Genomic DNA, 24,988 nt, shown 5'->3' with positions numbered 1-24,988 from the left:
TAGTTGGTGTGTTTGTAGGTGTGTCTGTTGGTGTGTTAGTTGGCGTATTGGTTGGGGTGTTAGTTGGCGTATAAGTCGGTGTGTTGGTTGGCGTATCTGTTGGAGTGTTGGTTGGAGTATTAGTTGGTGTATCGGTTGGTGTGTCTGTTGGCGTATTAGTTGGAGTGTTGGTAGGTGTATCAGTTGGGGTGTTAGTTGGCGTATCGGTCGGTGTGTTCGTTGGAGTATCTGTTGGAGTATCTGTTGGCGTATTAGTTGGTGTGTTAGTTGGCGTATTGGTTGGCGTATTAGTAGGTGTGTTAGTTGGAGTGTTAGTTGGAGTATCTGTTGGAGTATTGGTCGGCGTATCTGTTGGCGTATTAGTTGGTGTGTTAGTTGGCGTATTGGTTGGCGTATTGGTTGGCGTATTCGTAGGTGTGTTAGTTGGAGTGTTAGTTGGTGTATCTGTTGGCGTATTCGTTGGCGTGTTTGTAGGTGTATCAGTTGGGGTGTTAGTCGGCGTATTAGTCGGTGTGTTTGTTGGAGTGTTGGTTGGTGTGTTGGTTGGTGTATCTGTTGGCGTATTTGTTGGTGTGTTTGTAGGTGTATCAGTTGGGGTGTTAGTAGGGGTATTAGTAGGTGTGTTGGTTGGTGTATCTGTTGGCGTATTGGTTGGCGTATTAGTAGGTGTAGCGGTTGGCGTGTTAGTTGAGGTTGGGGTAGCAGTAGGTGTGTTAGTTGGAGTCTGAGTTGGCGTATTGGTAGGTGTAGCGGTTGGGGTATTAGTTGAGGTTGCAGTAGGTGTGTTAGTTGGAGTTTGAGTTGGCGTATTAGTTGGCGTATTGGTAGGTGTATTGGTAGGTGTAGCAGTTGGCGTATTAGTTGAGGTTGGGGTAGCAGTAGGTGTGATAGTTGGAGTATCAGTTGGAGTATCTGTTGGAGTGTTGGTTGGAGTATTAGTCGGAGTTGCCGTTGCTTCCCATGGTGGTATTGAATTCTCTAAGGATCCTACGCCGCATTCCGCATCATTTTCTAGGTAACCGGAAATTGGAGTCTCGGGAGGAGGAGCCTGTGCAGATAGATCTAGCGGGGCGTTATAGGCGATGAAAAGAGACACGAGTGCTATCACGCAGAGCAGTGCGCGAGCGATATGCCCCCCATTCGGCCTAAAGCCGTTTGGGTTACCTGACATAGCTATGGCAAGGCCATAGGCCTGCTTTCTAGCGCTCATCTTACGTCTAGAGGTCGGTCACCAACCCCTATAAATTTAAACATTTATCAAAAATTTAAGCCCACTAGCTAAAGTGAACTAAGAATCTCTATTTCAGACGAATTCTCTTAAGTTTGCGGGCAACGGTGCCGTTAGTACCCGCTAAGAAACCAAGAGAGCCCCAAATCGGGCAAAAAATGCCCAACCCAGGGTGTCGACCTAGAAATCCAAAGGTCGCTGTGCACGATTCACACCAAGCAACGCCTAGTTATAAAAGCGTTTTGAGATACCATTAGCAGTAGGGGGCTGATCGTTTTAGTTCTTAAAGCGACAGATTTTTGACACGGTTAATCGCGATTTCTATGCAGTACGACACGACACAGTAGGTAGGGGCCCTTATTAAGGCCGTGCTGGTAAAGTAGTTAGCAACTGCCATGAGTGTACACGAATCCAAATCTGCAATAGGCGGCTGTATCAACGTACTCAATCTTGCTAAGGTCTGGCGTATCAGTGGCGTATGGAAAAAACGGCACGGCTTGCTAATCTCGTATAGGGTCTGAGTATGTGTGGAATAGTTGGGTATATTGGAAATCGTGAGGCCTTGCCGATACTACTCGGTGGGCTAGAAACACTAGAGTATCGAGGTTATGATTCATCTGGCATAGCGATGTGTACAGCAGGTGGCATAGAGATTACACGAGCCACAGGTAAGCTCGTTGAGCTTAAGAAGGTATTTTCAGAGAAGAAGCAGGTATCCACTGCGCGTGTTGGTATAGGACATACGCGCTGGGCAACCCATGGGCGCCCAACAGAAACTAACGCACACCCGCACTCAGCCGGACGGGTTAGCCTTATTCACAACGGAATAATTGAAAACTATCTAGAGCTTCGTACTAGCCTTGAGCAAGATGGTAGTATCTTTAAATCTGAGACCGATACTGAGGTAGCAGCACACCTATTAAATCGGTTTCTTGAGCAGGGGTTTCAGCCACTAGAGGCGATGAGGCTTATGTGTGCCGAGGTGAGGGGAAGTTATGCCTTTCTTGCTATAGACGCCCAAAACCCCGATCGGATCCTGGTCGCAAAGAACTCTACCCCCATCATTTTGGGGCGTGGGGAGGGAGAGAACTTCATAGCAAGCGACATCCCAGCCCTTTTACCCCATACACGTCGCATACTTGTACTTGAGGACGGGGACTTAGCTGAGATTACCGCCGACACTATATATATAGAGAACAGGGGCAGTATCGTCGCCAGGCCAGAGGAGCGGATAACCTGGGACCCAATTACGGCACAAAAGGGCGGCTTTAAGCACTTTATGCTGAAAGAGATCTATGACCAGTCCAGAGTTTTAAGCGATACCCTGCGTTCGCGTTTCAACGAGCTGGATGGCACCATTGAGTTGCCCGAGCTTGATAAGCTTAGGGTAAAGGCCCCTGAAATAAAAAGAGTTGTGCTCGTAGCGTGTGGAACCGCATGGCACGCATGCCTTGAAGGAAAGTTCTTCATCGAGAATTTTGCAAGGATCCCGTGTGATGTGGACTATGCATCTGAGTTCCGATACCGCACCAGCTTGATAGATGCCGATACCCTGGTGATAGCGGTTTCTCAGTCGGGAGAAACGCTCGATACCCTCGGAGCGCTTGAGTGTGCGAGCGGCAAGGGGATGACCCTAGCTATTTGTAACGTAGTGGGGGCTTCCATCTGTAGGCGCGCGGATATGGTGCTCTATACTCATGCTGGCCCAGAGATTAGCGTGGCTTCTACCAAGGCCTTTACGACCCAGATCGTAGCCCTTGAGCTTCTTGCGTTATATCTTGCAGAGCACCGTAACACGATGTCTGCCGAGGCGCGTCGCATAGTTTTACAGTCGCTAGTGCACCTACCAAGTGCTGTAGCACAAGCGTTGCGTGTTGATACGGCCGTTGCTGCTGCTGCCAAACAGCTCTGCAGCGCGCGCGACTTCCTATTTCTGGGCCGCGGAACCTGCTATCCGATAGCGCTTGAAGGCGCGCTTAAGCTTAAGGAGATCTCATATATTCATGCTGAGGGATATCCAGCGGGTGAGATGAAGCATGGGCCTATAGCATTGATCGATGAGAAGATGCCGGTAGTAGTGATCCTTCCCCGTGAAAAATTATTATTTGAAAAAACTCTTTCGAACCTCAAAGAGGTTGAGGCTCGCGGTGCACGAGTTGTGGTCGTTACAGATGCCCTTCCTGATAAAGCGCTAGGAGTTTCCGCTGAAGCGGTCATCTACGTTCCGTACATATCAGCGGAGCTGAGTCCGATACTCCTTAATATTCCCCTGCAGCTCTTGGCCTACCATGTGGCCGTTATGAATGGGACGGACGTTGATCTACCGAGAAATTTGGCAAAGAGCGTAACGGTAGAGTAGTTTTCGACACGAGTTCGAATTTGCAACGTCGTTCGATACGCTATCGCCATGTTATGGCTCAGCCTATTAGGATAGCTCCAACTCAAAACAACCAGACCTTACAGGCACTTCCACCATAGTGCTTTAACAAACTTAAAATAACTAGAAAAATAAGTATATTAGGCAATTTACCCGATTGACCATTAGAGTCCATTGGCTGTAGGTTTGTGGTGTCAAGTGGGATTAAGTGGGATGTTGGCCCTTAGCTTGCGTGGTCGGTTTTAGTTCGACAGTTGTCTCGGTTGTATTTCTCCTAATCGGCGGTGGGAAGGCGGATGAATGATCAAGGTCACGATGAGCAAGCCAAAGAGGCGCAAACTAGCGTTCCCGTTACTCGTTTATCCAAGCGCCCACCGCACACCTCTTTTCGTGGCAACTGCGTTCACGCAGTGGATGACAAGGGCAGGATAAGTCTGCCGAGTGAGTTTCGACGGGTGCTCGGAGATAGCGAAAAGCGGGGCGTAGTTCTTACCAATTATATCTCAGAGGGATCCCGCTGTGTTGAGGGGTTCGCCCTTGATGCTTGGGAGAGCTTTGAGGCGCGCCTGAGAGAGAAGAGTCGCTTTAGCAGTAAATTACAGCGCCTCGAGAACTTCTACCTTAGCCGCGCTAGCGAGTGCGCTATAGACGGTAGTGGAAGAATTTTAATCCCAGCATACCTTCGGGCATATGCTGGATTGGATAAGGAGGTAGTTTTTACAGCGTCAATCCACGGATTTCGTGTCTGGGATAAGCGGGTATGGGACACCATCTTTACGGCGTCTGAGTTGGCGTTGTTAGAGAATCCGGATCTATTTGCGGATATAGATATATGAATCAGGCCACAGGGGATGCAGTGCATATTCCCGTCATGCTCAACGAGGTTATTGAGGCGCTAGGCGCCAGGAGTGGCGGTATGTTTCTCGATTGCACCTTCGGGGGTGGCGGACATACAAGGGCGATCCTTAACGCCAATCCAGACGCATGCGTAGTGGCGATAGATAGGGATAGCCGAGCCATTGAACGGGGGCGCCGTTGGTCATCTGAATACGGCAGTCGCCTTGAGTTAATTCACACCCCTTTTTCAGGTATGGTAAAAGCGGTTTCCAACACTACCTTTGATGGCGCTTTGGCTGACCTCGGCATGTCGACCGACCAACTCAGGGAGGGGCGGGGGTTTTCATTCGCCGATCAGGGGGCTCTCGACATGCGTATGGATGAGGGGCTAGGTAACGATACTGCGGCAGAGTTCATTAACAACGCCTCAGAGCGCGAGATCTTTATAGCCTTAGCCGAGGGCGGAGTAGGCAAAAATGCCCGATCGATCGCCCGCACCATTATTTTCGAGCGCCCTTTTGCTAGCGCCAAGGCGCTGGCTGATGCCGTTAAGGCATCACAGCTCGGAAAACGCTCCGAATCCAAGACACATCCGGCTACGGTAGTCTTTCAGGCGCTCAGAATGAAGGTCAATAACGAACTTGGAGAGATTAAACAGCTACTCGAAGACGCTCCTTGCATAGTGAAGAAGGGTGGGCGGCTAGCTGCTATTACATTCCACTCGATCGAGGACAAAGTAGTAACTAATTGCATGCGGAAGTGGGAATCAGCTGGCAGCTATCCCGCGAATTGGCGCGGAAACAGAACTGAAAAACGGATCGGGCTGGTTGTTAATCGCAAGGCTATCGTGCCATCGGACGAGGAGATTTTGCACAATCCGGCGGCGCGTAGTGCGAGATTGCGCGTCTTTCAGTTTGGAAGTGATTTTTCGAAGTAAAAAAATTAACGAGCTGTCACTTTTGGTAACGACAGAATGGTAAATAGTCTGTAAATTTATTTAGAGGGTTAGGTTATATGGCAGTATGTTTGCAGTATCAGTCGGTTTACGTTAGGCGTGAGTCCAAAGCGGTATCAGCACGGGTGCAGATACTCGCGGCGGTCGTTCTCCTAGGGGTTCTAGGTGCTCGCGTATGGGTAAAGCTAGAGGCTACGGATCTGGGTTATCAGATGGCTCATGAGCGTCAACGAACGGTTGAGCTTGATATGGAGCGTCGCGAACTTGAGCTTCAGCGCTCAGTGCTTTTGCGGCCAGACTCCCTAGCGAAGTCAGCCCGTGAGATGGCGCAGCTTTCAGAGCATAGCCCAGGCAGGACGCTCAAGGTTTCGTACTAGTTGATCGGTTGGTTGTAACCGCTGATTATCGGTTGGATCTGGGTGTGTCTGATTATCTATAGCGGTTTACAGGGCAGGCTCTGTGACGGCTTGCTTTTATTACTAGATGACCATGTATTACTAGATGACCATGCACGCACCATTAAAATCAAAACATGATCAGCAACCGCCCCAGAGAGCTGCGCTAATCGGGGTCGATTTTGCTTGTGCGCATCGCCCAAGTACGAGTAGCCTTAATCTGGCTGGTCGGCGTCCCATGCGGCTCAGGTTGATAGGTATATTAGCCTTAGGATGGGTGGGGCTGCTAGTTGGGCGGCTCTATAGCCTACAGGTTTCGAATTTTGAGATCTGGCAAGATTGGGCGATCCGACAACATGTTGCAGAGGTTGAGGTAGCGTCGGAGCGGGGGCAGGTGCTCGACCGTAACGGAAAGCTTCTGGCGGTATCAGTTCCAGCCGAATCAATCTACGTACGGCCGAGACAGATTAAGGATAGACCACGAGTTGTTCGAGAGCTTGCAAAGCATCTTGAAATTAAGCAGTCGCAGGTTGCCGAGCGCATTAACACCAAGCAGCCATTCGTCTGGATTAAGCGCCAGGTTCCACGCTACCAGGCGGAAAAGGTCTCAGATCTAAACCTGCTCGGAGTCGGAACTGTATTAGAGGCGCGGCGTTTCTACCCATATAATCAGGCGGCAAGCGCTCTAATCGGGAAGGTCGGAATCGACGGAACTGGTCTCTCTGGTATCGAGAGCCTGTATGAAAAGAAGCTGCATGAGAACCATGTAAAGACCACTGCAACCCGCGATGCATTTGGAAAGATCATACACATTAGCAAGCTAGACGTTAATGAGCTGGGTACAAATGAGCTCGATACAGCGGATGGCTTTGCCCCACCAAAGGGCGAGGCTCTAAAGTTAACCATCGATGCTGATCTGCAGATTATAATGGATGAGGAGCTTGAGATCGGCCGAAAAAATGCCAATGCGAAACGGGCCATGGCCGTTATGATCGACTCAGAAACTGGGGAGATAATCGCTCTTAGCCAATCGCCGAGCTATAACTTCAATAATCCCTCTACTGACTCAAAAAATGCTCTGCGTAACCTGCTTGTTGAGACGGTTTTTGAGCCTGGTTCGGTTATGAAGCCTATCGTGGCAGCCGCTGCTATCGATGCAGGGGTTGTAACAGCACGCGAAAAGATCAATTGCGAGAACGGACGATTTCCATTCTCTAAGCACACCATCAAGGACGTGCATCCATCTGGAGTCATCCCGTTTCACGACGTAGTTGTTCGTTCCTCCAATATCGGTATGACAAAGGTCGGAATTAAGCTTGGCAGTGAACGGCTCTACACTTATCTTAAAAAATTTGGTTTCGGAGACCCGAGTGGATTAGCACTGGCAGGTGAAACTGCCGGTATACTTCGACCCGAGCCCTCCTGGGCAAAGGTTGATGTTGCAACGCACTCCTTTGGACAGGGGGTAGCGGTAACACCTCTGCAGGTGGTTCGTGCCGTTGCAGCTATAGCCAACGGTGGTGTTCTTCCGAAGCTATCGGTTGTTATCGATAAAGATGGAATTCCGGCAGGAGAGCGCATTATATCGGAACACTCCGCCTCTGTAGCACGAGATATGATGTACGGTGTTGTTGAGGATCAGCACGGAACTGGTGGGAAAGCCAAAATTGTGGGGCTCAAGGTAGGCGGAAAGACAGGCACTGCACAGAAGGCTAATCCGCATGGTCGTGGGTACCTGGCGGGCACATACGTTGCATCCTTTGTTGGATTTGTTGATGGCGCGGGCATGGGTGTTCCAAGAAATCTTACCACCATGGTTATTATGGATGAGCCGAACACCAAGAGCATCTACGGCGGAACGCTAGCAGCCCCAGTATTTCAGCGAGTTATGGACCGAACACTCAGGTTTATCGCTACCAGAAACGAGCTAGGTGTTGGAAGTTCAAGGTCGCCGTTTATCGTGCCAGAAAGATCGATCGATATTAAGGAGGAGGAGCTTTTCCCTGCCTCCTACGTGAGATAGGCTCGCCTATGCCGGCATTATGTGTCTGGCATGCAAGGTAGAGAGCCTATGAATCCACATTTTTTTGAAGCAGTAGCGGCGTTGATCGGTGGTATGCCGATCAATCCTCCGAGTGCCCCGCTTAATTTAACCTCGCTGGCCGCATCAGGGCTTGCTGTAGAACCTGGAGCGTTGTTCGTAGCCGTAAGGGGATTCTCCACGGATGGACATAACTTCGTTGATCAGGCCTTTGAGCGCGGGGCGCTGGCGTGTGTTGTCGAGGACCCTACTGTCCTTAAAGGGCGGCCCGGCATTCAGGTAACGAACTCGCGTGCTGCGCTTAGTGCGCTGGCCGCAGCATTTAACGGCGACCCCTCAACTCGAATCAAGGTTGTTGGAGTTACCGGTACTAATGGAAAGACGACCACAAACTGGATCATTTACCACGTCCTTAACCAGATAGGGGGCGGAGCTCTCCGCATTGGGACACTTGGCACAGAGCTAATGAACAGAGAGCGAGTTGATGGAGCCCTTACAAGTCCAGATCCTCTCACTATTCACGCGCTCTTAGGGCACGGCGAGCGCAAAGGAGTGAGGAGCTGTGTTATGGAGGTCTCATCACATGCGTTAGATCAAGCTCGGGTCGACGATGTCTGCTTTGATGTCGTGATATTTATGAACCTGAGCCGTGATCACCTCGATTATCACGGAACATTTGAAGCCTACTTTACCGCCAAGCGAAAGCTCTTTGAGCTGATAGCTCGTGGAAAGAAGGCTACAAAGGTAGCAGTTATTAATGCAGATGATCCGTATGGAATGAAGCTGATAGCAGAGCTTCCGGCACTAGGGTTGCGAGATCTATCATTTGGAAGCTCAGAGCTAGCTTCTGTCCGTATTGAGAAGATAACGGAGCGGGCCGGTGAGATGAGCATAGTGCTTAGGCTAAGAGGGGATGATAGCCCCTATACTATAGAAACCCCCTTTGTCGGTCTTCATAATGCAGAGAACGTTACGGCCGCATTTGCGGCCTGTCTTGGACTTGGATACGAGGCTAGCGAGATTATAAGCTCCTTACGGAGCGTTCCACAGGTTCCGGGGCGACTTGAGCGAATTGATTCTAGCTCTCCCAGGGTTTTCGTAGACTATGCGCATACGCCAGACGCGCTCGATCGAGCTATTAAGGCCGTTCGTGTTTCCACCGTTGGAGAGCTCTGGGTAATCTTCGGTTGTGGTGGGGATAGGGATCGGGGCAAGCGGCCGCAGATGGCCAAGATAGCGGCGCTCGGTGCTGACCACGTTGTAGTCACATCGGATAATCCCCGCAGCGAAGACCCCCGGGCGATCCTAGCAGATATTCTAAGTGAAGGAACTAAACCGAGCATGATAGAGCTCGATCGCGCGATCGCCATTACTACAACCGTTCAGAGAGCTGCCCCAAACGATACGATCCTTATAGCTGGCAAGGGACACGAGGATTATCAAATTATAGGCAAGGAACGTTTCCGTTTTTCAGACCAGGATGTTGCCAGCCAGGCGCTTAAGCGGCGAACGTAATAACCCTGCTAGGGAGTTACTAGCTCTTTGGACAGAGCGCTATCGCGCCATTCTTGATGCAGTAGCGGTTACATCCGTTAGGAATAGTAATCGTAGTGCTTCCGTTTAAGGTATAAGCAGCACCATCTGAATTCACTACCTGCACCCGTACGTTTGCACCGTATGCGCAGCCAGCTTTTGAGAATCGCGCCAGGCTTCCGAATCCGTTTCCACCACCCTGATTGGTTCCGGTTTCACCGTTTACAATTACGGTTGTACCAGATGGGCCAGTATGAACAGCGAGTCTGCCGTTACTGTCTGATACAGGTTTCCAGAGAAACTCTCCAACTTCATCTGCGATCGTTTCTTCGGTAGCATCTGCAAGTGCGATGTAACACGAAGATAGGAGCTCACCTGAGCACGGATCCTTTTCAATGGATGCAAGCCCTGATAAGATCAGATCTTCAGAGAAATTTGTACCTTTTGCCGAAAAGAGCTGCCCAAGGACACCAGTTCCACCGGACTCTAGCTGAACTGAGCAATCCTTACTCGCTTGATAGAAAAACACCTCACCCTGTGCCGCGAGAGCGTTTAACCGGCTCTTTGCAGCACTTGCTTTAGCGTCTTGTGAAATAATCCCTAGATTATGTAGCTTGAGTAGCTTTGTTTCTGTGGCGCTTGTAAAAATAAGCAGGTTATTACCAAGCACACGCACTGTACCCTTAGAGGCCTCTGAGCGAGCGACCGAATCCTGACGAGCGCCTTTGTATACCGTTCCGCAGCTGGTGCGGAAGGTGCCAGGATCTGATGGGTTTGCAGAGCTGTCGTCACCATCATCTTTGGTACATCCGCTAGAGAATAATAGTGCGATAGCGAGGAGGATAGATTTAATAGATGAATTCTTCATATAGCCTTGTAAATGTCTGAGCAGCTGATTTTTAGATATGCCTGTTGCCAAGTCTCTCCAACTATTTCTGACAGCTTTGCTATCCACCTATCTGCAAATGCCTTAAAAGTGCTGCAGTATTTTATTTTTACTAGATAAATCAGATAGATACGAATGTTACTAGGGTCTGCCTACTGGCATGCTAGGATCGTTATATTAATCCATTCCCTCAGCACCCATCTCGACGACCACACCGGCTGGTGTTACATTTCAAATTCTAAGCTTATTAGCTTGCTACTGCCTTTCACGGAACATTACAGTGTTGTACGAACTCCTTTATTCCCTTCACGATACCTATAGCTGGCTCAACGTTTTTAAGTACGTAACTTTTCGTTGCATGTTGGCGTTCCTGTTTACCTTTGTGTTTGTGTTGGTTGTGCAGCCGCTTTTTATCCGGTGGCTTAATGAACGTGGCATTCGGGGCCAACCGATTCGAGAAGATGGACCAAAGGCGCATGAAGCAAAGCGTGGAACACCGACCATGGGAGGCATGGTTGTTGTTGTTGCAGTGCTCCTTTCAACTCTACTTCTGGCAGACCTAACTAATGTGAAGGTATGGCTTGCTCTCCTTGTTATGAACGGATTCGCCTATCTCGGTTTTGTTGATGATTGGAAGAAGATAGAGAAGCAAGATTCAAAGGGTCTCTCTGAGCGTGGTAAGCTCTTTGTGCAGTTCGGGCTTGGGGCGGGTGTGGCTATTATTCTTTGTCTGCTCGGTGGTTCAACCGATCTTACGATTCCATTTTGTAAGGACGTTACGATTAAGCTAGGGGTTGTAGGCTTTGTGCTCTTTACCTCATTTATGCTTGCAGCCACCTCAAACGCCGTGAACTTTACGGATGGATTGGATGGTCTTGCTATCGGCCCAGTTATGACGGTCGCGTGCACATACGCTATCTTTGCTTATCTTGCGGGGAGTCCGAAATATGCAGAGTATTTAGGAATACACCATGAGAATGGAGCGGCAGAGCTGGCGATAATGCTCTCTAGTATATTTGCAGCTGGCCTGGGCTTCCTCTGGTACAATACCTTTCCGGCGCAGATCTTTATGGGTGATACAGGGTCAATGGCGCTCGGCGGGACCCTTGGATTTATAGCTGTTTTGGTCAAGCAGGAGCTGATCCTGCTCGTTGCAGGGGGGGTATTTGTTATAGAGGCGGCTTCGGTTGTTATTCAGCGTTACTACTACAAGTTCACCAAGAAGCGGGTGTTTCGTATGGCACCGATCCATCATCACTTTGAGTTAGCAGGTTGGGCGGAGCCAAAGATAATCGTCCGTTTTTGGATTATCTCAATAGTATTAGCTATCCTTGCGCTTACATCTCTTAAATTACGATAGCTATGTCATTTCAAGATAAGATCTCTCTGCTGAAGTGTTCTAATAAAAAGGTCTTGGTAATCGGCCTCGGAATTAGCGGAATCGAGAGTGCTAGGTTTTTGCGTCGGCACGAACTCTCAGTAAGGCTCATTGAGCGACAGAGTGAGGAGCTCTTTCTATCTAAATCAAAGTTCTCTTATGCGGTGCAGGAGCTACGAGCCCTCGGTGTAGAGATCTGTTTTGGATTAGATGGTGAGCGTATCGCGCCACTTCTAGCTGACGTTGGACTCGTTATTCTGAGCCCAGGTGTGCCGATTGAGTCGGCGGTGGTTGGTACCATCAACCGCCTTGGAGTTCCGTACGTTTCAGAGCTAGAACTCGGGATTGAGCTGCATGGTGGCAGAAGTTTGGTAGTTACCGGTAGTAACGGTAAGAGTACGACCGTATCGCTGCTTGATTTTATTTTGCGTCAAGCCGGGCTGCGTTCGTATCTATGTGGAAACGTAGGAACACCGGTGATCTCTAACGAGGAGCTACATCAGGAGAGTGTAGGGCAGAGGTCTTTGCTTGTTGTAGAGGCATCGAGCTATCAGCTTGAGGCCTGTACGGTGCTTAAGCCCGCCGTGAGTATTATCCTTAATCTTAGCGAGAACCACCTTGAGCGACACGGTAGCCTTGAGCGTTACGGTGCTGCAAAGGGTAGGGTAATGCGCCTACAGACGAGCGAGGATCTCGCGATCGTTAACGCTGATGATCCCGCTGTTATGTCGCTTGCGAACTCCTGCTCGGCCACATTGGCTCTCTTTGGAAGGGCAGCCCTTACAGAGCTTACTAAGAGAGCTCCGATCTGTGCGTCGATTGACGAGTCAAACCCAGATGGGGCTATTATTCGGGTCAGTATTGAGGGCAAGACCGAGCTGTATGAAACCAGATCTAGTGCGTTGCTTGGCGCACACAACCGCTACAATATGGCGGCGGCTATCCTTGCCGCTCGTCGTATCGGCGTAGTGCCAGAAGTAATTCAGAGTAGCCTCGATACCTTTACGCCCCTTGAGCACCGCCTTGAGGTTGTTGTTCGCAGAGATATGGATACAGCGCTTGTTATAAATGATTCAAAGTCAACGACCGTTGCGGCCTCTATCGCCGCTCTTTCGACGGTTCGCAGGCACTTTCCACAGCATCGATTGATTATTATGATCGGAGGGCTCTCAAAGGCCGGTTCATGGGAACCGCTGCTTGCTTTAATCAAGGCTGAGGGTAGTTTTATCGAGCCCCTAATATGTTTCGGTAAGGATGGGCCATTACTAGCGAGTCACTGCCGTGCTCAACATATCCCCTGTATTGTAGCGGCAACCCTGCGCAGCGGAGCCGATCTGGCGCTAGAGAGCTTAGACCAGCTTGGGCAGGGTGTGGTGCTCCTAACACCGGGGTGTGCGAGTTTCGATGAGTTTACTGATTTTGAGCACCGCGGTACCGAGTTTAAACGCTATGTGCATGAGGCTATAAAGCTACCAATCTCGGTATGATATGAGGATACTAATAACCAACGATGATAGTCATAGCTCACCACTGCTTGAGATAGCAGTTGAATACTTTTCAAAGTTAGGCGAGGTTCACCTGATAGTTCCGCTGCATGAGCAGAGCTGGACGGGAAAGAGCATGACCCGCTTTAATCCTGTGCATGTTCATCGCGCGGAGCTATATGGTCATGCTGCGAGTTATGTAGGCGGTACTCCGGCTGATTGCGTGAATCTTGGTATCTATAATCTGATGGATACTAAACCTGATCTGGTGGTGTCCGGCATTAATGCGGGATTCAATATCGGAGTTGGCTTTATCCTCTCATCTGGAACCGTTGGAGCCTGTCTTGAGGCCAATTTGGCGCATATTCCAGCGATCGCACTTTCACAGGCATTTGATACAGCCACACGCAATCGCTATATGGCTGAGTACATGATTGAGGCTGCACAGCGGCAGATCTTTCGTGAGCAGAGCTTTAAGGTGCTTGATCGGGTAACGGGTGCTCTATTCAGTAACGCCGCAAAAGCCGATACCCTGTCATGTCCGATCACCTGGAACGTGAATCTTCCCTTTAATCTGCGCGATCCGGAGGTGCTTAAGGTCGCTCCGATCGGAGCCACCCGTTACGGCAAGTGTTTTATCGAAGAGCCGCTACTTGAAGGGAGCCAGATCCGAACCTTTAGGCACGCAAAGATAGATGAGGTGCGGGATCCAGATCCAGGCTGCGATAGTAGTCAGATTCATAACGGCTGCGCGACTATCTCTCCTCTAGATCTATGGGGTATCACTGGATCGGGCCAGGATAAAAAGATTGAGCACATCCTAGCAGGCTTTGCGCCTAGCGCCTCTACTACTGCTTAAGCGAGCTCCGTACCGCCTGCCGTAGAATAAAGCTCCTCTTTGCTCCATCCGTTACCTCTAGCAAGTTATCATAGAGGCGCGGATCAACTAGCAGCGCTCCAAGGGTTCCCGTGCCGTTTGCCAGGGCGTCGGAGGCTATCTTTAGATTAGAAGCGGTCTGATGGAAGGCGATCAGGGTCGCCTCAATTCTTTTTGCAACAACGCCCGGCTCAATATCTGTATAGATTAGATCGTGTAGAAGACCTCGCCCTGTTTTTGCGGCGCCAAGTAGCTCAGAGAGGTTGTCGCTTGCCGCAGAGATGCTTGTGGTGGCTGTAAAGAGCTGGTCTACCGCCTTACTGCCATTCTCCTCAAAAACAAGGGCATGAATTAATCCCTTGCCGGAGCGGATCTCGCTAACGATTGAGCTTATATCCTTTGAGGCAGAGCTGAGGCTATCAACCAGCTTCTTTCCATCCGTCTCGGAGTAGATCATTCGATGAATAAAACCTTGCTCCGTTTTAATGGCAGTAAAGATTTCGGCCATACTTTTAGTTGCGGCTGCGATATCTGTAAATGTATCTGGCGATAGTCCTACTAGGGATTTATTGATACGCTCTGTAATCTGTGTGGTATTCTCAACAGCAGCCTGTGCGCGTGCCATGATCCTCTGAATATCGGCACCCTCGACGGTCTGAAGCTCTGAGAGTGGGGCGAGAGATGCGGTCTGTGAGCCAGGTGTAATAGCCACGTATCTATCGCCGAGTAGCCCCTGTGTTTCGATTGAAACAACGGAATCTGAGTGTACGCGCTCAAGGTATGAGTTGTTAATAAGCAGGGTGACGTGCACCCTTAGATCGCCCAGTTTTTTTGAGAATCCAACCTCCGCAACCCGCCCGATCGTAATGCCACCGAGCCGTACAGGTGCTCCTGAGGAGAGTCCCTTTACATCTGAAAACGAGGCATAGAACTCACTCTGTTTGGCAAAGATCTGGCGCTCTTTTCCCATGATTAAGATAAGGGCCGCAATAAGGGCCAGGGTGATTACAACGAAAAGCCCAGCGGTCAGCTCATTTCTAATCCTCATATGTCCTCTCTCCATGAACCAGATACAAAATCCGCTACAAGTGGGCTTTGTTTCACAACGGTGTCAACCGGCCCATCTGCTGCGATAATACCATGACTGAGTAGCATCCATCGATCTGATATACGTTTAGCGCTCTGTATATCATGAGTAACGACGAGCGAGGTAATTCCCTGTTCGCGTGAACACTTAATGATCAGGTCATCGATCAGACGAACAGAGGTTGGATCTAGGCCGGTAGTGGGCTCATCATAGAGCATAATCTTTGGCGAGGTGGCGAGCGCGCGCGCAAGACCGACCCTTTTTTTCTGACCACCTGAGAGCTGAGAGGGAAACTTCTCCTCTATTCCTGAAAGTCCGACCATCTCAAGACGCTCATGCACGATCGCTGCCAGCTTGTCTTCGTTGCGCTCGCCCCGTTCACGTAAGCCGTATGCTACGTTTTCAAAGACCGAGAGGGAGTCAAAGAGCGCAGCGCCTTGAAATAGCATCCCTAAATCGACCCGTAACGAGCGCAATTCGTGCTCAGTAAGATCGAGAATATTACGACCTAGAACCTGTATTGAGCCCGCTGAGGGAGCAAGCAACCCGATAATGAGTTTGAGGATTATAGTTTTTCCGGCGCCGCTCGGTCCAAGGATGGTTGTAATCTCTCCTGGGCGCAGAGCAAAGGTAAGACCACGATGCACATGATTCGCTCCAAAGCGGGTGTGCACATCTGTGAATTTTATTGTAGAGCCCTGTGAGTTCATCACTAGTTAAGTATTATAAGTAGTTTTGTAATGAAAAAATTCGAGACTAAAACCGTGAGTGAGCCAGTAACAACGGCCGAGGTTGTCGTTAGACCAACCCCCTCCGTCCCTCCGCGGCACTGCATACCTTTATAACATGCGATCGAAACAACGATTAGCCCAAAGACAGTGCTCTTAATCAGGCCCTCTAGGACGTCATGAATCTGTACCGCATAGAGGTACGAGCGGTAGTACTGGTGTGCGCTAATATCAAGCTCAAATACAGCGACGGTCATGCCACCAAGTACCCCTGTGATAACGGCCAGGCCAGAGAGGAGCGGCATCGAGATTAGCCCAGCTACCATGCGGGGTGTGACGAGTCGTCGAATCGGATCCCCTCCGAGTGCGCGCATAGCATCCACCTGCTCTGTAACAACCATCGAGGCGATTTCGGCGGCGATACCTGCCCCGACGCGACCACAGACCATCACTGCGGTGAGTACGGGACCAAGCTCCTTGGCGAGCGCTAGGCCAACTAAATTACCCACGTAGTTTTTTGCACCAAAGCGTTGCAGCCCGTAGGCAGTCTGTAGCGCGAGCACCATACCGGTAAAAACGGCTGTTAGGATAACTATCGGGATAGAGCTAACACCGATCCAGACTATCTGCCGCACTACTTCGCGTAGATTTATTCCGTGACGCAGCAGGTCGCGCACGACATCTAAGATCAGATGCGAGTAAGCTCCTAGCGAGGCTGTAAGCGCCCTAGCTCTTAGCATGAGCGGGCTCCGCAGCGATAGCGACGCTGTCAGTTGAGATAAGGTGCTCCGCGAGCTTTTGAGAGAGCTTAGAGAAGCGAGATCTTATTAGGTTCATGTCCTCCGTGCTCTCCTCGCTCCTCCAGATAACTAGGTCGGTCACACACCCCGCCTCACGAAAGGTAAATGTTGAAACCGTGAGCGGTTGTGCATCCAGGGTTCCGGTGATCAGGGAGTGTAGCGCCTTTTTGTTGCCGAAGGAGAGTGATGCCTGCGAGATGACCGTCAACCCGGTAATTCCTACAAAAAGCTGGCGGGTTGTGGCTTGAAAAGAGAATTTATCTGAAACCGAGCAGTCCTTGAGGGTTGAGATAAAGAGTGCGCCCAGCTCGGTATCTAGATTCGTATCGCAGCGATAAACATATGGTGAGGAGGCTATTTTTTCGGTCGATCGGCACTCCGCAGCATCTGAAAGGGAGCGCTCCTGTACGGGGAGTTTGACTACCTGAGGGCCACTAACCGCAGCGCCGCATCCCCAGAATAGGAGCGGGGCGAGGATAAATAAGGTGCTAGTGCCGAGGCGTAAAACGGGGTACATATTATGATTCAAACTTTAATTAACTATTCACCCCAGTATAAACTTGGCGGGGGTTAATAAGGATTCGATCTTGCGCTGCTGGCCGGGCTCCGTAACCTCGCCCCTTGATAGGGGCTAACGCACACGGATCTGACCTGGTGGATAGTTACAGTTTTAATTAGGCTAACATCTTAACCAATGTAGCGCGGTCTGAAAACAACAAGCAAGATTCTTCGGAAATTCTTATAAGATCCACATAGTAGCGATGATACATTTACACGGTGTTTCAAAGATATACCCACCTAACCAGGCGGCGTTACGTGGGCTTGACCTTAAGGTGGGCGAGGGGGAGTTTATCTTCGTTGCGGGAGCGAGTGGGGCTGGAAAGAGTACGTTGCTTAAGCTGCTCTTTGGAGCTGAGCACGGTAGTGCGGGGGAGGTTTTAGTAGGGGGCAGAAATCTCGCTTCGATCGGAACCGATGGCGTTGCCAAGCTGCGACAGGGGATCGGAGTTATCTTCCAGGATTATAAGCTTTTACCGAGACGTAGCGTGCTCGATAACGTGGCGTACGGGCTTGAGGTGCTTGGAGTTGGTCAGCGCGAACGTAATCGCCTAGCACTTTTATTGCTGCACGCCATGGGGCTGCAAGATCGCGCCGATGCTTACCCTATAACCCTTTCAGGAGGGGAGCAGCAGCGCGTTGCCATAGCGCGCGCACTGATTAGAAAACCACGTATGATCCTTGCGGATGAGCCTACCGGTAATCTCGATCAAGATATGAGTCGACGTGTTTTTGATCTCTTACTCGAGGCTAACGCCGCCGGAGTTACAGTTGTAGTTGCAACCCATAACCTCTCTGTTATTGAGCAGCTCAATAAGCGCACCGTAGTGCTCGATCGTGGTAAGATTATAGGTGATTTTTCGCATGCCGGGAGGATGCGGCAATGATTCCTGCGCACGAACAACCTGAGAGGAGCTCAATTGGCCTTGCAAAGATCTGGGGCGATGGTGAGGTTGGACACCGCGTCTCGCTTCTATCGTTTGTGCGACATATCTTGCGCCGCGCCTATCACAACCTTAAGCGTTCTCCGGTTACGGTTGCTCTGACCGTTATTACCATCTCTGTGGCGCTCTTTCTCTTAAGTTTCTTTGCGCTGATCCTGCATAATTGCGCGCTGGCTGTTTCGAAGGGGGGCGGAGAGCTGGTCGTGATGGTATTCCTGAAGGACACAGCGTTAGAGGCAGATATTAAGAAGCTCTCTGCTCAGATGACGGAATTAATGCCCGGTGGAAAGGTGGCCTATACCGACAAGGCCAAAGCTTTGGCATCTTTCCGCACTATGCTGGGGGATGATGCAGGCATGCTTGAGGGGCTTGAGAACGAGAACCCGTTACCTGCGTCGCTTGATATACGGGCAGCAAGTCCAGAGCAGGCTGAACGTCTCTATCTTGAGATCTCTGAGCGTTTTAAGGGTAATCCTACGGTTGAGGGGGTGCGTTATAGCCGTGGAGGGGTGCAGCAACTCAAGAAGATCCTTGCCCTGATTAAGGGGGGCGGCATAGTTGGCATCGTGTTCCTGCTGGTAATAACCGGTTTTATCATAGCAAACACCATAAAGCTTGCTTTGTATGGGCACCGCATGGAGATAGAGATTATGCAGCTTGTAGGATCTCGGCGTGGTTCGATCTATGCGCCGTATATGATTGAGGGGCTTGTGCAGGGGGTGCTCGGAGCCGTGATCGCAGCAACGGGGTGCTTCCTTGTTTTTGTATTGTTGCGTAATGCGCTTCTTCGAACTGAGATGCTGCAAGCGCTCTTTCCTGAGTTTCAGTTTCTTCAGCTGGCGTACCTCGGATGGATACTTTTTGCCGGAGCCGTTGTTGGTATGACGGGGAGCTTTTTGGCCGTGCGGAGATTTCTTGCGGAGTCATAGCGTATGATCGGACGCTCGCACCGAAAGGCATACTGCAGATGGATAATGAGCGGCTTGTTAGCGCTGCAGGTCGCTCTGTTTCTTACGTTTTGCGCTGAAGCTCAACAGGAGCTAGATACTGCCTCAGCTAACCTAGAAAAGATTAGAGTTGCTGTTGACGCCTCTGAGCTAGAGATCGAGAGGATTCAGGGTGAATTTGCTAGCCTGCTAGCTAGGCGCAAAGAGATTACCGATACGATTAAGCGCTTAAAACTAGATGATCAGCTACTTGAAACGAAGCTTCAGCAGGTCGAGCAGGAGCATAAGGTGTTGATTGTGCGGGTGCAGGAGGCGGAGGAGCGGGTAGCCGAGACCCAAGAAAAAAACAACAAGCGGCTACGATTTATGTATATTCAGAGGGTGCTATCTAGCGCCCCCTTAGAGCTCCGCATAGCTAAGCAGGGACAGCTCGAGCGGGTCTCGGCCTACGCCCGTTCCGTTAGGCACAGCGATCAGGAGAGGTTTATGGGGCTGCAAAGGGTTGCAAAGGAGCTTCTCTTAGCCCGCAAGGCGCTAGATCTCTCTATTTTTGAAGCGCGGAGATTACGTGACGAGATTCAAGTGAGGCGTCGGGATGCTGAGCTAAAGCAAAAGGAGCTCAAGCTTATTGCAAAAGAGATAGTCAGCCGCAGAGAGCAGGCGCAAAGATCGCTTAAGTTGCTTAAGAGGGAGGCAAACGAGCTTGAGAGGGTTGTTATATCGATGACCAGTGAGTCGCCAGATGAGGCGTCAACTGACTCCGATTCACAGCAGGATGAGGAGGGGCCTAAGGAGCTGATTCAGCCAGAGGGCTCTATTATTATCAATCCTCGCGGGCTATTTGGGGCCTCTGGTGGGCTAGCAGCCCCGGTCAAGGGGCAGGTTATGCAACGTTTCGGCAAGGTGCAGCTTGCGAGTTTCAAAGATGTTCTTTTCAGTAAGGGGGTTGAGTTCTCAACCAAGGAGGGCGGCGATGTTCACGCAGTGCTGGGGGGCAAGATAGCCTATGCTGGGAACCTGCCCGGATACGACACAGTTGTTATTATTGATCACGGTGTCCGTAGCTACTCGCTCTACGGCCGACTGGGAAGTAGCCTGGTAAATAAGGGCGATATCGTCACTAAGGACCACGTTGTGGGGGTCACCGCGGCGCCGGATAAGCGCGGCAGGAACTTCTACTTTGAGGTGCGTAAGAACGGGGCTCCGGTTGATCCGGAGGCTGTTCTCCCTCAGCTCTCGCGTTGAGATGAAAGCCGCAATTACCACCTACAGGGTTATACTGGGGTAAATAGTTACGACGGCAAGCCCTTTAAACGACAAATTCAACTGATAAATTGGATGCTTAGCTCTTGTCTGTAGGGGTCTACTCCTGTACCTTTACGGTAGCGGATATTTATCTTACCCAAGGGCTTAGCGTAGGCAGTGGGCGTTCGGAAATAAAGCGTCTAGAGGGTAGTGCTGGATCGATTAGAGCAGCATCAAACTTAGGCCTATCCTATATCAGTGACAGTGCGCAGGGCTGGGCGATTTAGATAATTTCCATTTGAGGTAGAGTCATGGTGTCGAAGCTATCGGCGCGCGAGAAATGTATCAGCATTATCTGCATACTCTTCGGAGTTTTGCTTGTTTTTGGCGGGCGCAGTTTGCCTGAGGTAAGCGCGCGCGAGAATAGCAAAACGAACCTCTTTGAAGAGCTCAAAACATTTACAGATGTGCTCTCAGTCGTAAAGCGCGACTACGTTTCTGATGTTGAAAACAAGAAGTTAGTTGAGGGTGCGATTAAAGGATTGCTCGCTACCCTCGATCCGCACAGCGGTTATCTCGATCCAGATTTCTATCAAGACCTGCAGGTCCAGACTAAGGGCGAGTTCGGTGGGCTTGGTATAGAGATTACTATTAAAGAGGGGTTGCTTGTTGTCGTTGCTCCGATGGAGGGATCGCCTGCCGAGAAGGTAGGTGTTCGTCCCGGCGATATTATAGTTAAGATCGATGGCAAGTATACGAAGGAGTTCTCACTTGTTGATGCTGTTAAGCGCTTGCGCGGGCCAAAGGGTAGTCCGATTCAGATATCACTAAGCCGCAAGGGCGTTCCAGAGCTGATTGAAACAACGATAGTCCGTGACAATATCGCTGTCAGGAGCGTTAAGAGCCGCTACCTAGGTGAGGGTTTCGGATACGTTCGTGTCAGCCAGTTTATGGAGCACACGGCGGATGATCTGAAGACAGCGCTCGCAGCGCTACGTAAAGAGAGTGGCTCCTCCGATATTCGTGGAGTGATCCTAGATATGCGCAACAATCCAGGGGGGCTGCTTGCGCAGGCTGTGCGTGTTAGCGACATGTTCCTCAAAGAGGGCGTGATCGTGTACACCGATGGCAGGGTTGACGCGCAGAAGCAGAAGTTCTTTGCGCATGGCAAGGGCACCGAGCCGGATTATCCGATCGTTGTGCTGGTAAACGGTGGCTCAGCCTCTGCTTCAGAGATCGTAGCTGGCGCGCTTAAGGATCACGGGCGCGCTATTATTCTCGGCACACAGACATTCGGAAAGGGATCAGTGCAGACCATCACGCCGCTTGAGAACGGGGGCGCTCTGACCCTTACTACCGCGCTTTACTATACAAAGAGTGGCAATTCGATTCAGGCGCGTGGCGTTAAGCCTGATATCGAGGTTGAGGTCGAAGCTGTTAGTGATGACTCGGTGCCTGGAGTCCCTTCGCCCCTTTCTGAGCTGCGCGAGGAAGACCTTCCTGGTGCTATTAGCAATCCATCTTCGGCTGGTCAGCCGGCGAAGGAGGGGGATGCAATTAAAAAGATCAACAAAACCCGAACGATCCGCCCAAATCTGACCACTATTGACCCAGAAAAAGAGGATATTCAGGTCTGGGGGCATAGGGACAATCAGTTCCAGCGGGCCTTAGATCTCTTGAAAACATTCAGTGTTTTCAAGGTTTCTCAACCGCCAAGCACTTGAACTTTATAGCTTCAATAGACTATAGTAGAGCGCACCTTTAGGCGCATAGCTCAGTTGGTTAGAGCGCTTGCTCGACAAGCAAGAGGTCCACAGTTCGACTCTGTGTGCGCCTACCAGGTTATAAATATCGTTATTGTAGGCTTGGGGACCACCCCTTGATCAGATTCGGGGAAAAGTGTAGTTAAGAGGGCTCTATGCCAAAGATGAAGACGAACAAAACCGCTAGTAAGAAGATGTTTCCCAACAAGAATGGGAAGGTAAAGCGTGCACACGCCTGCCATAGTCACAATACGGGTAAGAAGAGCGCTAAGCGCAAGAGAAACCTCGCTAAGATGACGTTGGTAGACAAGACCAATATTCCGGCGTTGCGACGCATGTTGCCATACGGATAGGTTATTTGAATTTTATTTAGGATGTGTCATGAGAGTTAAACGTGGAACTGTAAGCAAGAATCGCCATAAAAGACGGCTCAAGTTAGCCTCTGGATTTCGTGGCCGACGCAACGGTTGTTTTAGGCTTGCAAAGCTCGCTGTCGAGAAGGCACTGCAGTTTGCATACCGAGATCGACGCGGCAAGAAGGGTGATTTCCGCTCTCTCTGGATCGTTCGTATCAATGCAGCAGCTCGTCTTAACGGACTAACCTACAGCAGCCTGATTCGCGGTCTTTCAAAAGCTAACATAGAGATGGATCGCAAGGTGCTTGCGGAGATAGCTTTTAGCGACCCAGCATCGTTTGCTGTTGTAGCAGAGAAGGCGCGGGCGGCTCTTAATTAGATCCATTGTACTGCGCAATATTTATGCAGATCCCGGAGAGAGAAAAACCGGATATGCCTTCTAGTGAAACCGGCGACTATCAGGATCCATTCCTGGTGGCGCCGGTTTCTCACATTTGGCTTGCGCGACTAGTTGAGATCGATTCCACCTGGAATCCACGTGCATGGTCAGAGCGGCTCTTTGAGAGGGAGCTTTCACACCCCCTGGCCCGTATCCGCGGACTTTTTATCAATTCAAGCTTGGTGGGCTATCTGATTGCGCACGTCGTCCTAGACGAGGCGCATATCGTCTCGCTCGGCATCGACCCTCAGTGGCGTGGTCGTGGTGGAGGCAGCGCTCTCCTGGAGGATTTTTTACGCTATGCCCGCTTGGACGGCGTAAGGGTCTTGACCCTTGATGTGCGGGTGTCGAATATCGCAGCGCGTAGGCTCTATGAGGGACGTGGTTTTGCGGTTGCAGGACTTCGACGAAACTACTACTCAGATAACGGAGAGGATGCGCTTACGATGCGCCGTGAGTTACTGCGGGGTGTTGAGACAGACCCTGCAGGGGAGTCGTTATCTGATAATAAAGCGCAAACGGTTTATGTATAGAGCTATTATTCAGCCCGCACTCTTTGCAATGGACCCCGAGAATGCGCACGATCTGATGCGCTTTGGCGCGCGCCTTGCAAATAGTCGTATCGTTCAACCTGTGCTGCATTCCCTATACGGTGTGCAGGATGCGCGCCTTGCTGTGCAGTTTGCAGGACTATCATGTGCTAATCCGATAGGTCTTGCTGCGGGGCTAGATAAGAATGCAGAGTTAGTAGGGCTGTGTGCTGGGTTAGGTTTTGGGCATCTTGAGCTTGGTACCGTTACGGCGCTAGCGCAGGCTGGAAATCCCAAGCCCAGGATCTTTCGCCTCTCGAAGGATAGTGCCCTTATTAATCGCATGGGATTTCCCTCGCACGGAGCAGATCAGCTTGCGCAGAGTTTGAAGCTAATTCGCGCAAGGTTTCCGGTGCTACCTACGATCGGTATAAATATCGGAAAATCCAAGCTCGTTGAGCTTGATCGCGCCATCGATGATTATCGCTACTCGTTTGAGCAACTTGCACCATACGCTGATTACGTTGCCGTAAACGTATCTTCTCCCAATACTCAGGACCTACGACAGCTTCAGGAGAAAGAACGTCTACAGGCGCTCCTGAGGGCGCTCAGTGATGTAAATTTATATAAGCGTCCGATCTTTGTGAAGGTTGCACCCGATCTTAGCTGGGCGGCTCTTGATGAGGTAATTGAGTGCTGCCTTGAAAGCTCGGTTGCCGGAATTATCGCCACCAATACAACCCTTGGACGTGCGGGAATTGTAACTAGTATCGATCAGGCCGGTGGATTAAGTGGAGCTCCCTTGCGTGCGCGGTCGCTCGAAGTTGTGCGCTTTATCGGCGCGCGTCTTGGCGGTAAGTTGTCTCTGATCGGTGTAGGTGGCGTCGCTACGAGCGAGGACGTGCTCGCCATGCTTGCTGCTGGGGCCTCCATGGTGCAGCTTTATACTGCGCTAATCTACCAGGGCCCAGGGGTTGTGCGTGCTTTAAATAAGGGGCTAATAGCCTTTATGGATAGGCACGCTTGTCGATCTTTGGCAGAGGCGATAGATCTCTGGAATAGCCGTAACCATTCACCATGTTTTCAAGTCGAGGGCTAAGCGGCATTAGCAAAAGAAGCAAATTACCGGGGTATTTCTTTCTTGTCGCCCCCTGATTCGCTCCGTGCGCCGGAACCTGAACGGTACCGCTTACCTGCTCCCGCTCCGATACCAGCTCCGGAGAGGCTTAGCATCGGAAGCGGAGCCGGAATCAGGAGCGGTTCACGTTCCGGCGCACGGATTAACTTCGCAGCTTCTCTAGGGTTAACGCTAACAAGGCTACATTGAGCTGAGTAGTTACGAATAGCCTAAAGAAGGTGTCCTGAAACTAACCAGTATAACCCACTGCTTTCATAAGATTTTGGAACTATTCATCCAATAAGCTTATAAATTGTAGTGAATAGTTACGCATTATTAGCGACTTATTTGACCAAGGATAGGCTAATGCGGTACACTCCCTCCTGCACGCATCGGTTTATTAAGGTTGTCCCGAGCTCATAACAGCGTGCAGCACCCGCGCTATACCCAAGCAAAATATGCCCGGTTGGCAGCAGCCAAGTA

The 24,988-nt window shown here is 50.6% G+C and carries 24 protein-coding genes and 1 tRNA gene; 20 read left to right on the top strand and 5 right to left on the bottom strand.

The genetic code is table 11. The features are described from left to right. The first annotated feature begins 80 nt into the window (after positions 1-80). From NTV65_07345 to NTV65_07310, 8 genes are all read left to right on the top strand, one after another. On the top strand, positions 81-728 hold the full coding sequence (locus tag NTV65_07345; GenBank protein ID MCX6115011.1) for a hypothetical protein: 648 nt from the start codon (positions 81-83) through the stop codon (positions 726-728). 105 nt (positions 729-833) lie between these two features. Next, positions 834-1,019: a hypothetical protein gene (locus tag NTV65_07340; GenBank protein MCX6115010.1), complete on the top strand. Its 186-nt coding sequence runs from the start codon at positions 834-836 to the stop codon at positions 1,017-1,019. Between the two features lie 732 nt (positions 1,020-1,751). Next, a complete protein-coding gene (gene glmS / locus NTV65_07335; protein ID MCX6115009.1) occupies positions 1,752-3,587 on the top strand; it encodes a glutamine--fructose-6-phosphate transaminase (isomerizing) in 1,836 nt (611 codons plus the stop codon). 314 nt (positions 3,588-3,901) lie between these two features. Beyond that, positions 3,902-4,441: a division/cell wall cluster transcriptional repressor MraZ gene (locus NTV65_07330; GenBank protein ID MCX6115008.1), complete on the top strand. Its 540-nt coding sequence runs from the start codon at positions 3,902-3,904 to the stop codon at positions 4,439-4,441. Next, positions 4,438-5,379, top strand: coding sequence for a 16S rRNA (cytosine(1402)-N(4))-methyltransferase RsmH (rsmH, locus tag NTV65_07325; protein ID MCX6115007.1), 942 nt, complete (start codon positions 4,438-4,440; stop codon positions 5,377-5,379). Before NTV65_07330 ends, rsmH begins: the two co-directional genes overlap by 4 nt. Before the next feature lie 77 nt (positions 5,380-5,456). Then, the gene (locus NTV65_07320; protein MCX6115006.1) at positions 5,457-5,774 is read left to right on the top strand and encodes a hypothetical protein; all 318 of its coding nucleotides are present in this window, start codon (positions 5,457-5,459) and stop codon (positions 5,772-5,774) included. A 124-nt stretch (positions 5,775-5,898) separates the two neighbouring features. Further along, positions 5,899-7,815 (top strand): penicillin-binding protein 2, encoded by a 1,917-nt coding sequence (locus tag NTV65_07315; protein ID MCX6115005.1) that lies wholly within the window; start codon positions 5,899-5,901, stop codon positions 7,813-7,815. Between the two features lie 48 nt (positions 7,816-7,863). Further along, positions 7,864-9,348 (top strand): UDP-N-acetylmuramoyl-L-alanyl-D-glutamate--2,6-diaminopimelate ligase, encoded by a 1,485-nt coding sequence (locus NTV65_07310; GenBank protein MCX6115004.1) that lies wholly within the window; start codon positions 7,864-7,866, stop codon positions 9,346-9,348. Positions 9,349-9,367: 19 nt separating this feature from the next. On the opposite strand, the gene NTV65_07305 is transcribed toward NTV65_07310, so the two are convergent. After that, positions 9,368-10,234: a hypothetical protein gene (locus tag NTV65_07305; protein ID MCX6115003.1), complete on the bottom strand. Its 867-nt coding sequence runs from the start codon at positions 10,232-10,234 to the stop codon at positions 9,368-9,370. Positions 10,235-10,532: 298 nt separating this feature from the next. Between NTV65_07305 and mraY the strand changes: the two genes are divergently transcribed. Genes mraY through surE form a run of 3 tightly spaced genes read left to right on the top strand, consistent with a single transcriptional unit; the run spans position 10,533 to position 13,973 of the window. Beyond that, the gene (mraY, locus tag NTV65_07300; protein ID MCX6115002.1) at positions 10,533-11,612 is read left to right on the top strand and encodes a phospho-N-acetylmuramoyl-pentapeptide-transferase; all 1,080 of its coding nucleotides are present in this window, start codon (positions 10,533-10,535) and stop codon (positions 11,610-11,612) included. 2 nt (positions 11,613-11,614) lie between these two features. After that, positions 11,615-13,117 carry a UDP-N-acetylmuramoyl-L-alanine--D-glutamate ligase gene (gene murD / locus NTV65_07295; protein MCX6115001.1) on the top strand — a complete coding sequence of 501 codons (1,503 nt, stop codon included), beginning with the start codon at positions 11,615-11,617 and terminating at the stop codon, positions 13,115-13,117. Between the two features lies 1 nt (position 13,118). Continuing rightward, positions 13,119-13,973, top strand: a complete 855-nt coding sequence (gene surE, locus NTV65_07290) for a 5'/3'-nucleotidase SurE (GenBank protein ID MCX6115000.1) — start codon at positions 13,119-13,121, stop codon at positions 13,971-13,973. Here the strand turns inward: surE and NTV65_07285 are convergent. From NTV65_07285 to NTV65_07270, 4 genes are read right to left on the bottom strand one after another with little or no spacing between them, the layout of a single operon-like run. After that, positions 13,963-15,039: an MlaD family protein gene (locus NTV65_07285; protein MCX6114999.1), complete on the bottom strand. Its 1,077-nt coding sequence runs from the start codon at positions 15,037-15,039 to the stop codon at positions 13,963-13,965. The genes surE and NTV65_07285 overlap by 11 nt on opposite strands. Then, positions 15,036-15,788 carry an ATP-binding cassette domain-containing protein gene (locus NTV65_07280; protein MCX6114998.1) on the bottom strand — a complete coding sequence of 251 codons (753 nt, stop codon included), beginning with the start codon at positions 15,786-15,788 and terminating at the stop codon, positions 15,036-15,038. The genes NTV65_07285 and NTV65_07280 overlap by 4 nt, the downstream gene beginning before the upstream one ends. A gap of 2 nt (positions 15,789-15,790) precedes the next feature. Then, positions 15,791-16,546, bottom strand: coding sequence for an ABC transporter permease (locus NTV65_07275; GenBank protein ID MCX6114997.1), 756 nt, complete (start codon positions 16,544-16,546; stop codon positions 15,791-15,793). After that, on the bottom strand, positions 16,533-17,123 hold the full coding sequence (locus NTV65_07270) for a hypothetical protein (GenBank protein ID MCX6114996.1): 591 nt from the start codon (positions 17,121-17,123) through the stop codon (positions 16,533-16,535). The genes NTV65_07275 and NTV65_07270 overlap by 14 nt, the downstream gene beginning before the upstream one ends. 244 nt (positions 17,124-17,367) lie before the next feature. Between NTV65_07270 and NTV65_07265 the strand changes: the two genes are divergently transcribed. The 9 genes from NTV65_07265 (at position 17,368) to NTV65_07225 (ending at position 24,487) form a co-directional block, all read left to right on the top strand. After that, entirely contained in the window at positions 17,368-18,051 is a 684-nt protein-coding gene (locus NTV65_07265; protein ID MCX6114995.1) for an ATP-binding cassette domain-containing protein, read from the top strand. Continuing rightward, the gene (locus NTV65_07260; protein MCX6114994.1) at positions 18,048-19,037 is read left to right on the top strand and encodes a permease-like cell division protein FtsX; all 990 of its coding nucleotides are present in this window, start codon (positions 18,048-18,050) and stop codon (positions 19,035-19,037) included. Before NTV65_07265 ends, NTV65_07260 begins: the two co-directional genes overlap by 4 nt. Before the next feature lie 45 nt (positions 19,038-19,082). Further along, positions 19,083-20,300, top strand: a complete 1,218-nt coding sequence (locus NTV65_07255) for a peptidoglycan DD-metalloendopeptidase family protein (GenBank protein MCX6114993.1) — start codon at positions 19,083-19,085, stop codon at positions 20,298-20,300. A gap of 311 nt (positions 20,301-20,611) precedes the next feature. Beyond that, a complete protein-coding gene (locus NTV65_07250; GenBank protein ID MCX6114992.1) occupies positions 20,612-22,024 on the top strand; it encodes a S41 family peptidase in 1,413 nt (470 codons plus the stop codon). 39 nt (positions 22,025-22,063) lie between these two features. Continuing rightward, a tRNA-Val gene (locus NTV65_07245) sits at positions 22,064-22,140 on the top strand. A gap of 78 nt (positions 22,141-22,218) precedes the next feature. Further along, positions 22,219-22,416 (top strand): 50S ribosomal protein L35, encoded by a 198-nt coding sequence (gene rpmI / locus NTV65_07240; protein ID MCX6114991.1) that lies wholly within the window; start codon positions 22,219-22,221, stop codon positions 22,414-22,416. A 28-nt stretch (positions 22,417-22,444) separates the two neighbouring features. Then, on the top strand, positions 22,445-22,798 hold the full coding sequence (gene rplT / locus NTV65_07235) for a 50S ribosomal protein L20 (GenBank protein MCX6114990.1): 354 nt from the start codon (positions 22,445-22,447) through the stop codon (positions 22,796-22,798). Between the two features lie 53 nt (positions 22,799-22,851). Further along, positions 22,852-23,391 carry a ribosomal protein S18-alanine N-acetyltransferase gene (rimI, locus tag NTV65_07230; protein ID MCX6114989.1) on the top strand — a complete coding sequence of 180 codons (540 nt, stop codon included), beginning with the start codon at positions 22,852-22,854 and terminating at the stop codon, positions 23,389-23,391. After that, on the top strand, positions 23,384-24,487 hold the full coding sequence (locus NTV65_07225; protein ID MCX6114988.1) for a quinone-dependent dihydroorotate dehydrogenase: 1,104 nt from the start codon (positions 23,384-23,386) through the stop codon (positions 24,485-24,487). The genes rimI and NTV65_07225 overlap by 8 nt, the downstream gene beginning before the upstream one ends. Positions 24,488-24,988 lie beyond the last annotated feature (501 nt).

This window comes from Pseudomonadota bacterium, assembly GCA_026390555.1.
In the GTDB taxonomy this organism is placed as follows: Bacteria; Bdellovibrionota_C; UBA2361; order UBA2361; family OMII01; genus OMII01.
Note: the sequence above shows the minus strand (reverse complement) of the source record. Positions and strands in the feature narration are given on the sequence as shown.

Excerpts from the sequence above, each read along its gene's own strand:
- glmS (MCX6115009.1), top strand. The coding sequence starts at position 1,752 with ATGTGTGGAATAGTTGGGTATATTGGAAATCGTGAGGCCTTGCCGATA.
- NTV65_07330 (MCX6115008.1), top strand. The coding sequence starts at position 3,902 with ATGAATGATCAAGGTCACGATGAGCAAGCCAAAGAGGCGCAAACTAGC.
- rsmH (MCX6115007.1), top strand. The coding sequence starts at position 4,438 with ATGAATCAGGCCACAGGGGATGCAGTGCATATTCCCGTCATGCTCAAC.
- NTV65_07320 (MCX6115006.1), top strand. The coding sequence starts at position 5,457 with ATGGCAGTATGTTTGCAGTATCAGTCGGTTTACGTTAGGCGTGAGTCC.
- NTV65_07315 (MCX6115005.1), top strand. The coding sequence starts at position 5,899 with ATGACCATGCACGCACCATTAAAATCAAAACATGATCAGCAACCGCCC.
- NTV65_07310 (MCX6115004.1), top strand. The coding sequence starts at position 7,864 with ATGAATCCACATTTTTTTGAAGCAGTAGCGGCGTTGATCGGTGGTATG.
- NTV65_07305 (MCX6115003.1), bottom strand. The coding sequence starts at position 10,234 with ATGAAGAATTCATCTATTAAATCTATCCTCCTCGCTATCGCACTATTA.
- murD (MCX6115001.1), top strand. The coding sequence starts at position 11,615 with ATGTCATTTCAAGATAAGATCTCTCTGCTGAAGTGTTCTAATAAAAAG.
- surE (MCX6115000.1), top strand. The coding sequence starts at position 13,119 with ATGAGGATACTAATAACCAACGATGATAGTCATAGCTCACCACTGCTT.
- NTV65_07285 (MCX6114999.1), bottom strand. The coding sequence starts at position 15,039 with ATGAGGATTAGAAATGAGCTGACCGCTGGGCTTTTCGTTGTAATCACC.
- NTV65_07280 (MCX6114998.1), bottom strand. The coding sequence starts at position 15,788 with ATGAACTCACAGGGCTCTACAATAAAATTCACAGATGTGCACACCCGC.
- NTV65_07275 (MCX6114997.1), bottom strand. The coding sequence starts at position 16,546 with ATGCTAAGAGCTAGGGCGCTTACAGCCTCGCTAGGAGCTTACTCGCAT.
- NTV65_07270 (MCX6114996.1), bottom strand. The coding sequence starts at position 17,123 with ATGTACCCCGTTTTACGCCTCGGCACTAGCACCTTATTTATCCTCGCC.
- NTV65_07265 (MCX6114995.1), top strand. The coding sequence starts at position 17,368 with ATGATACATTTACACGGTGTTTCAAAGATATACCCACCTAACCAGGCG.
- NTV65_07260 (MCX6114994.1), top strand. The coding sequence starts at position 18,048 with ATGATTCCTGCGCACGAACAACCTGAGAGGAGCTCAATTGGCCTTGCA.
- NTV65_07255 (MCX6114993.1), top strand. The coding sequence starts at position 19,083 with ATGAGCGGCTTGTTAGCGCTGCAGGTCGCTCTGTTTCTTACGTTTTGC.
- NTV65_07250 (MCX6114992.1), top strand. The coding sequence starts at position 20,612 with ATGGTGTCGAAGCTATCGGCGCGCGAGAAATGTATCAGCATTATCTGC.
- rpmI (MCX6114991.1), top strand. The coding sequence starts at position 22,219 with ATGCCAAAGATGAAGACGAACAAAACCGCTAGTAAGAAGATGTTTCCC.
- rplT (MCX6114990.1), top strand. The coding sequence starts at position 22,445 with ATGAGAGTTAAACGTGGAACTGTAAGCAAGAATCGCCATAAAAGACGG.
- rimI (MCX6114989.1), top strand. The coding sequence starts at position 22,852 with ATGCCTTCTAGTGAAACCGGCGACTATCAGGATCCATTCCTGGTGGCG.
- NTV65_07225 (MCX6114988.1), top strand. The coding sequence starts at position 23,384 with ATGTATAGAGCTATTATTCAGCCCGCACTCTTTGCAATGGACCCCGAG.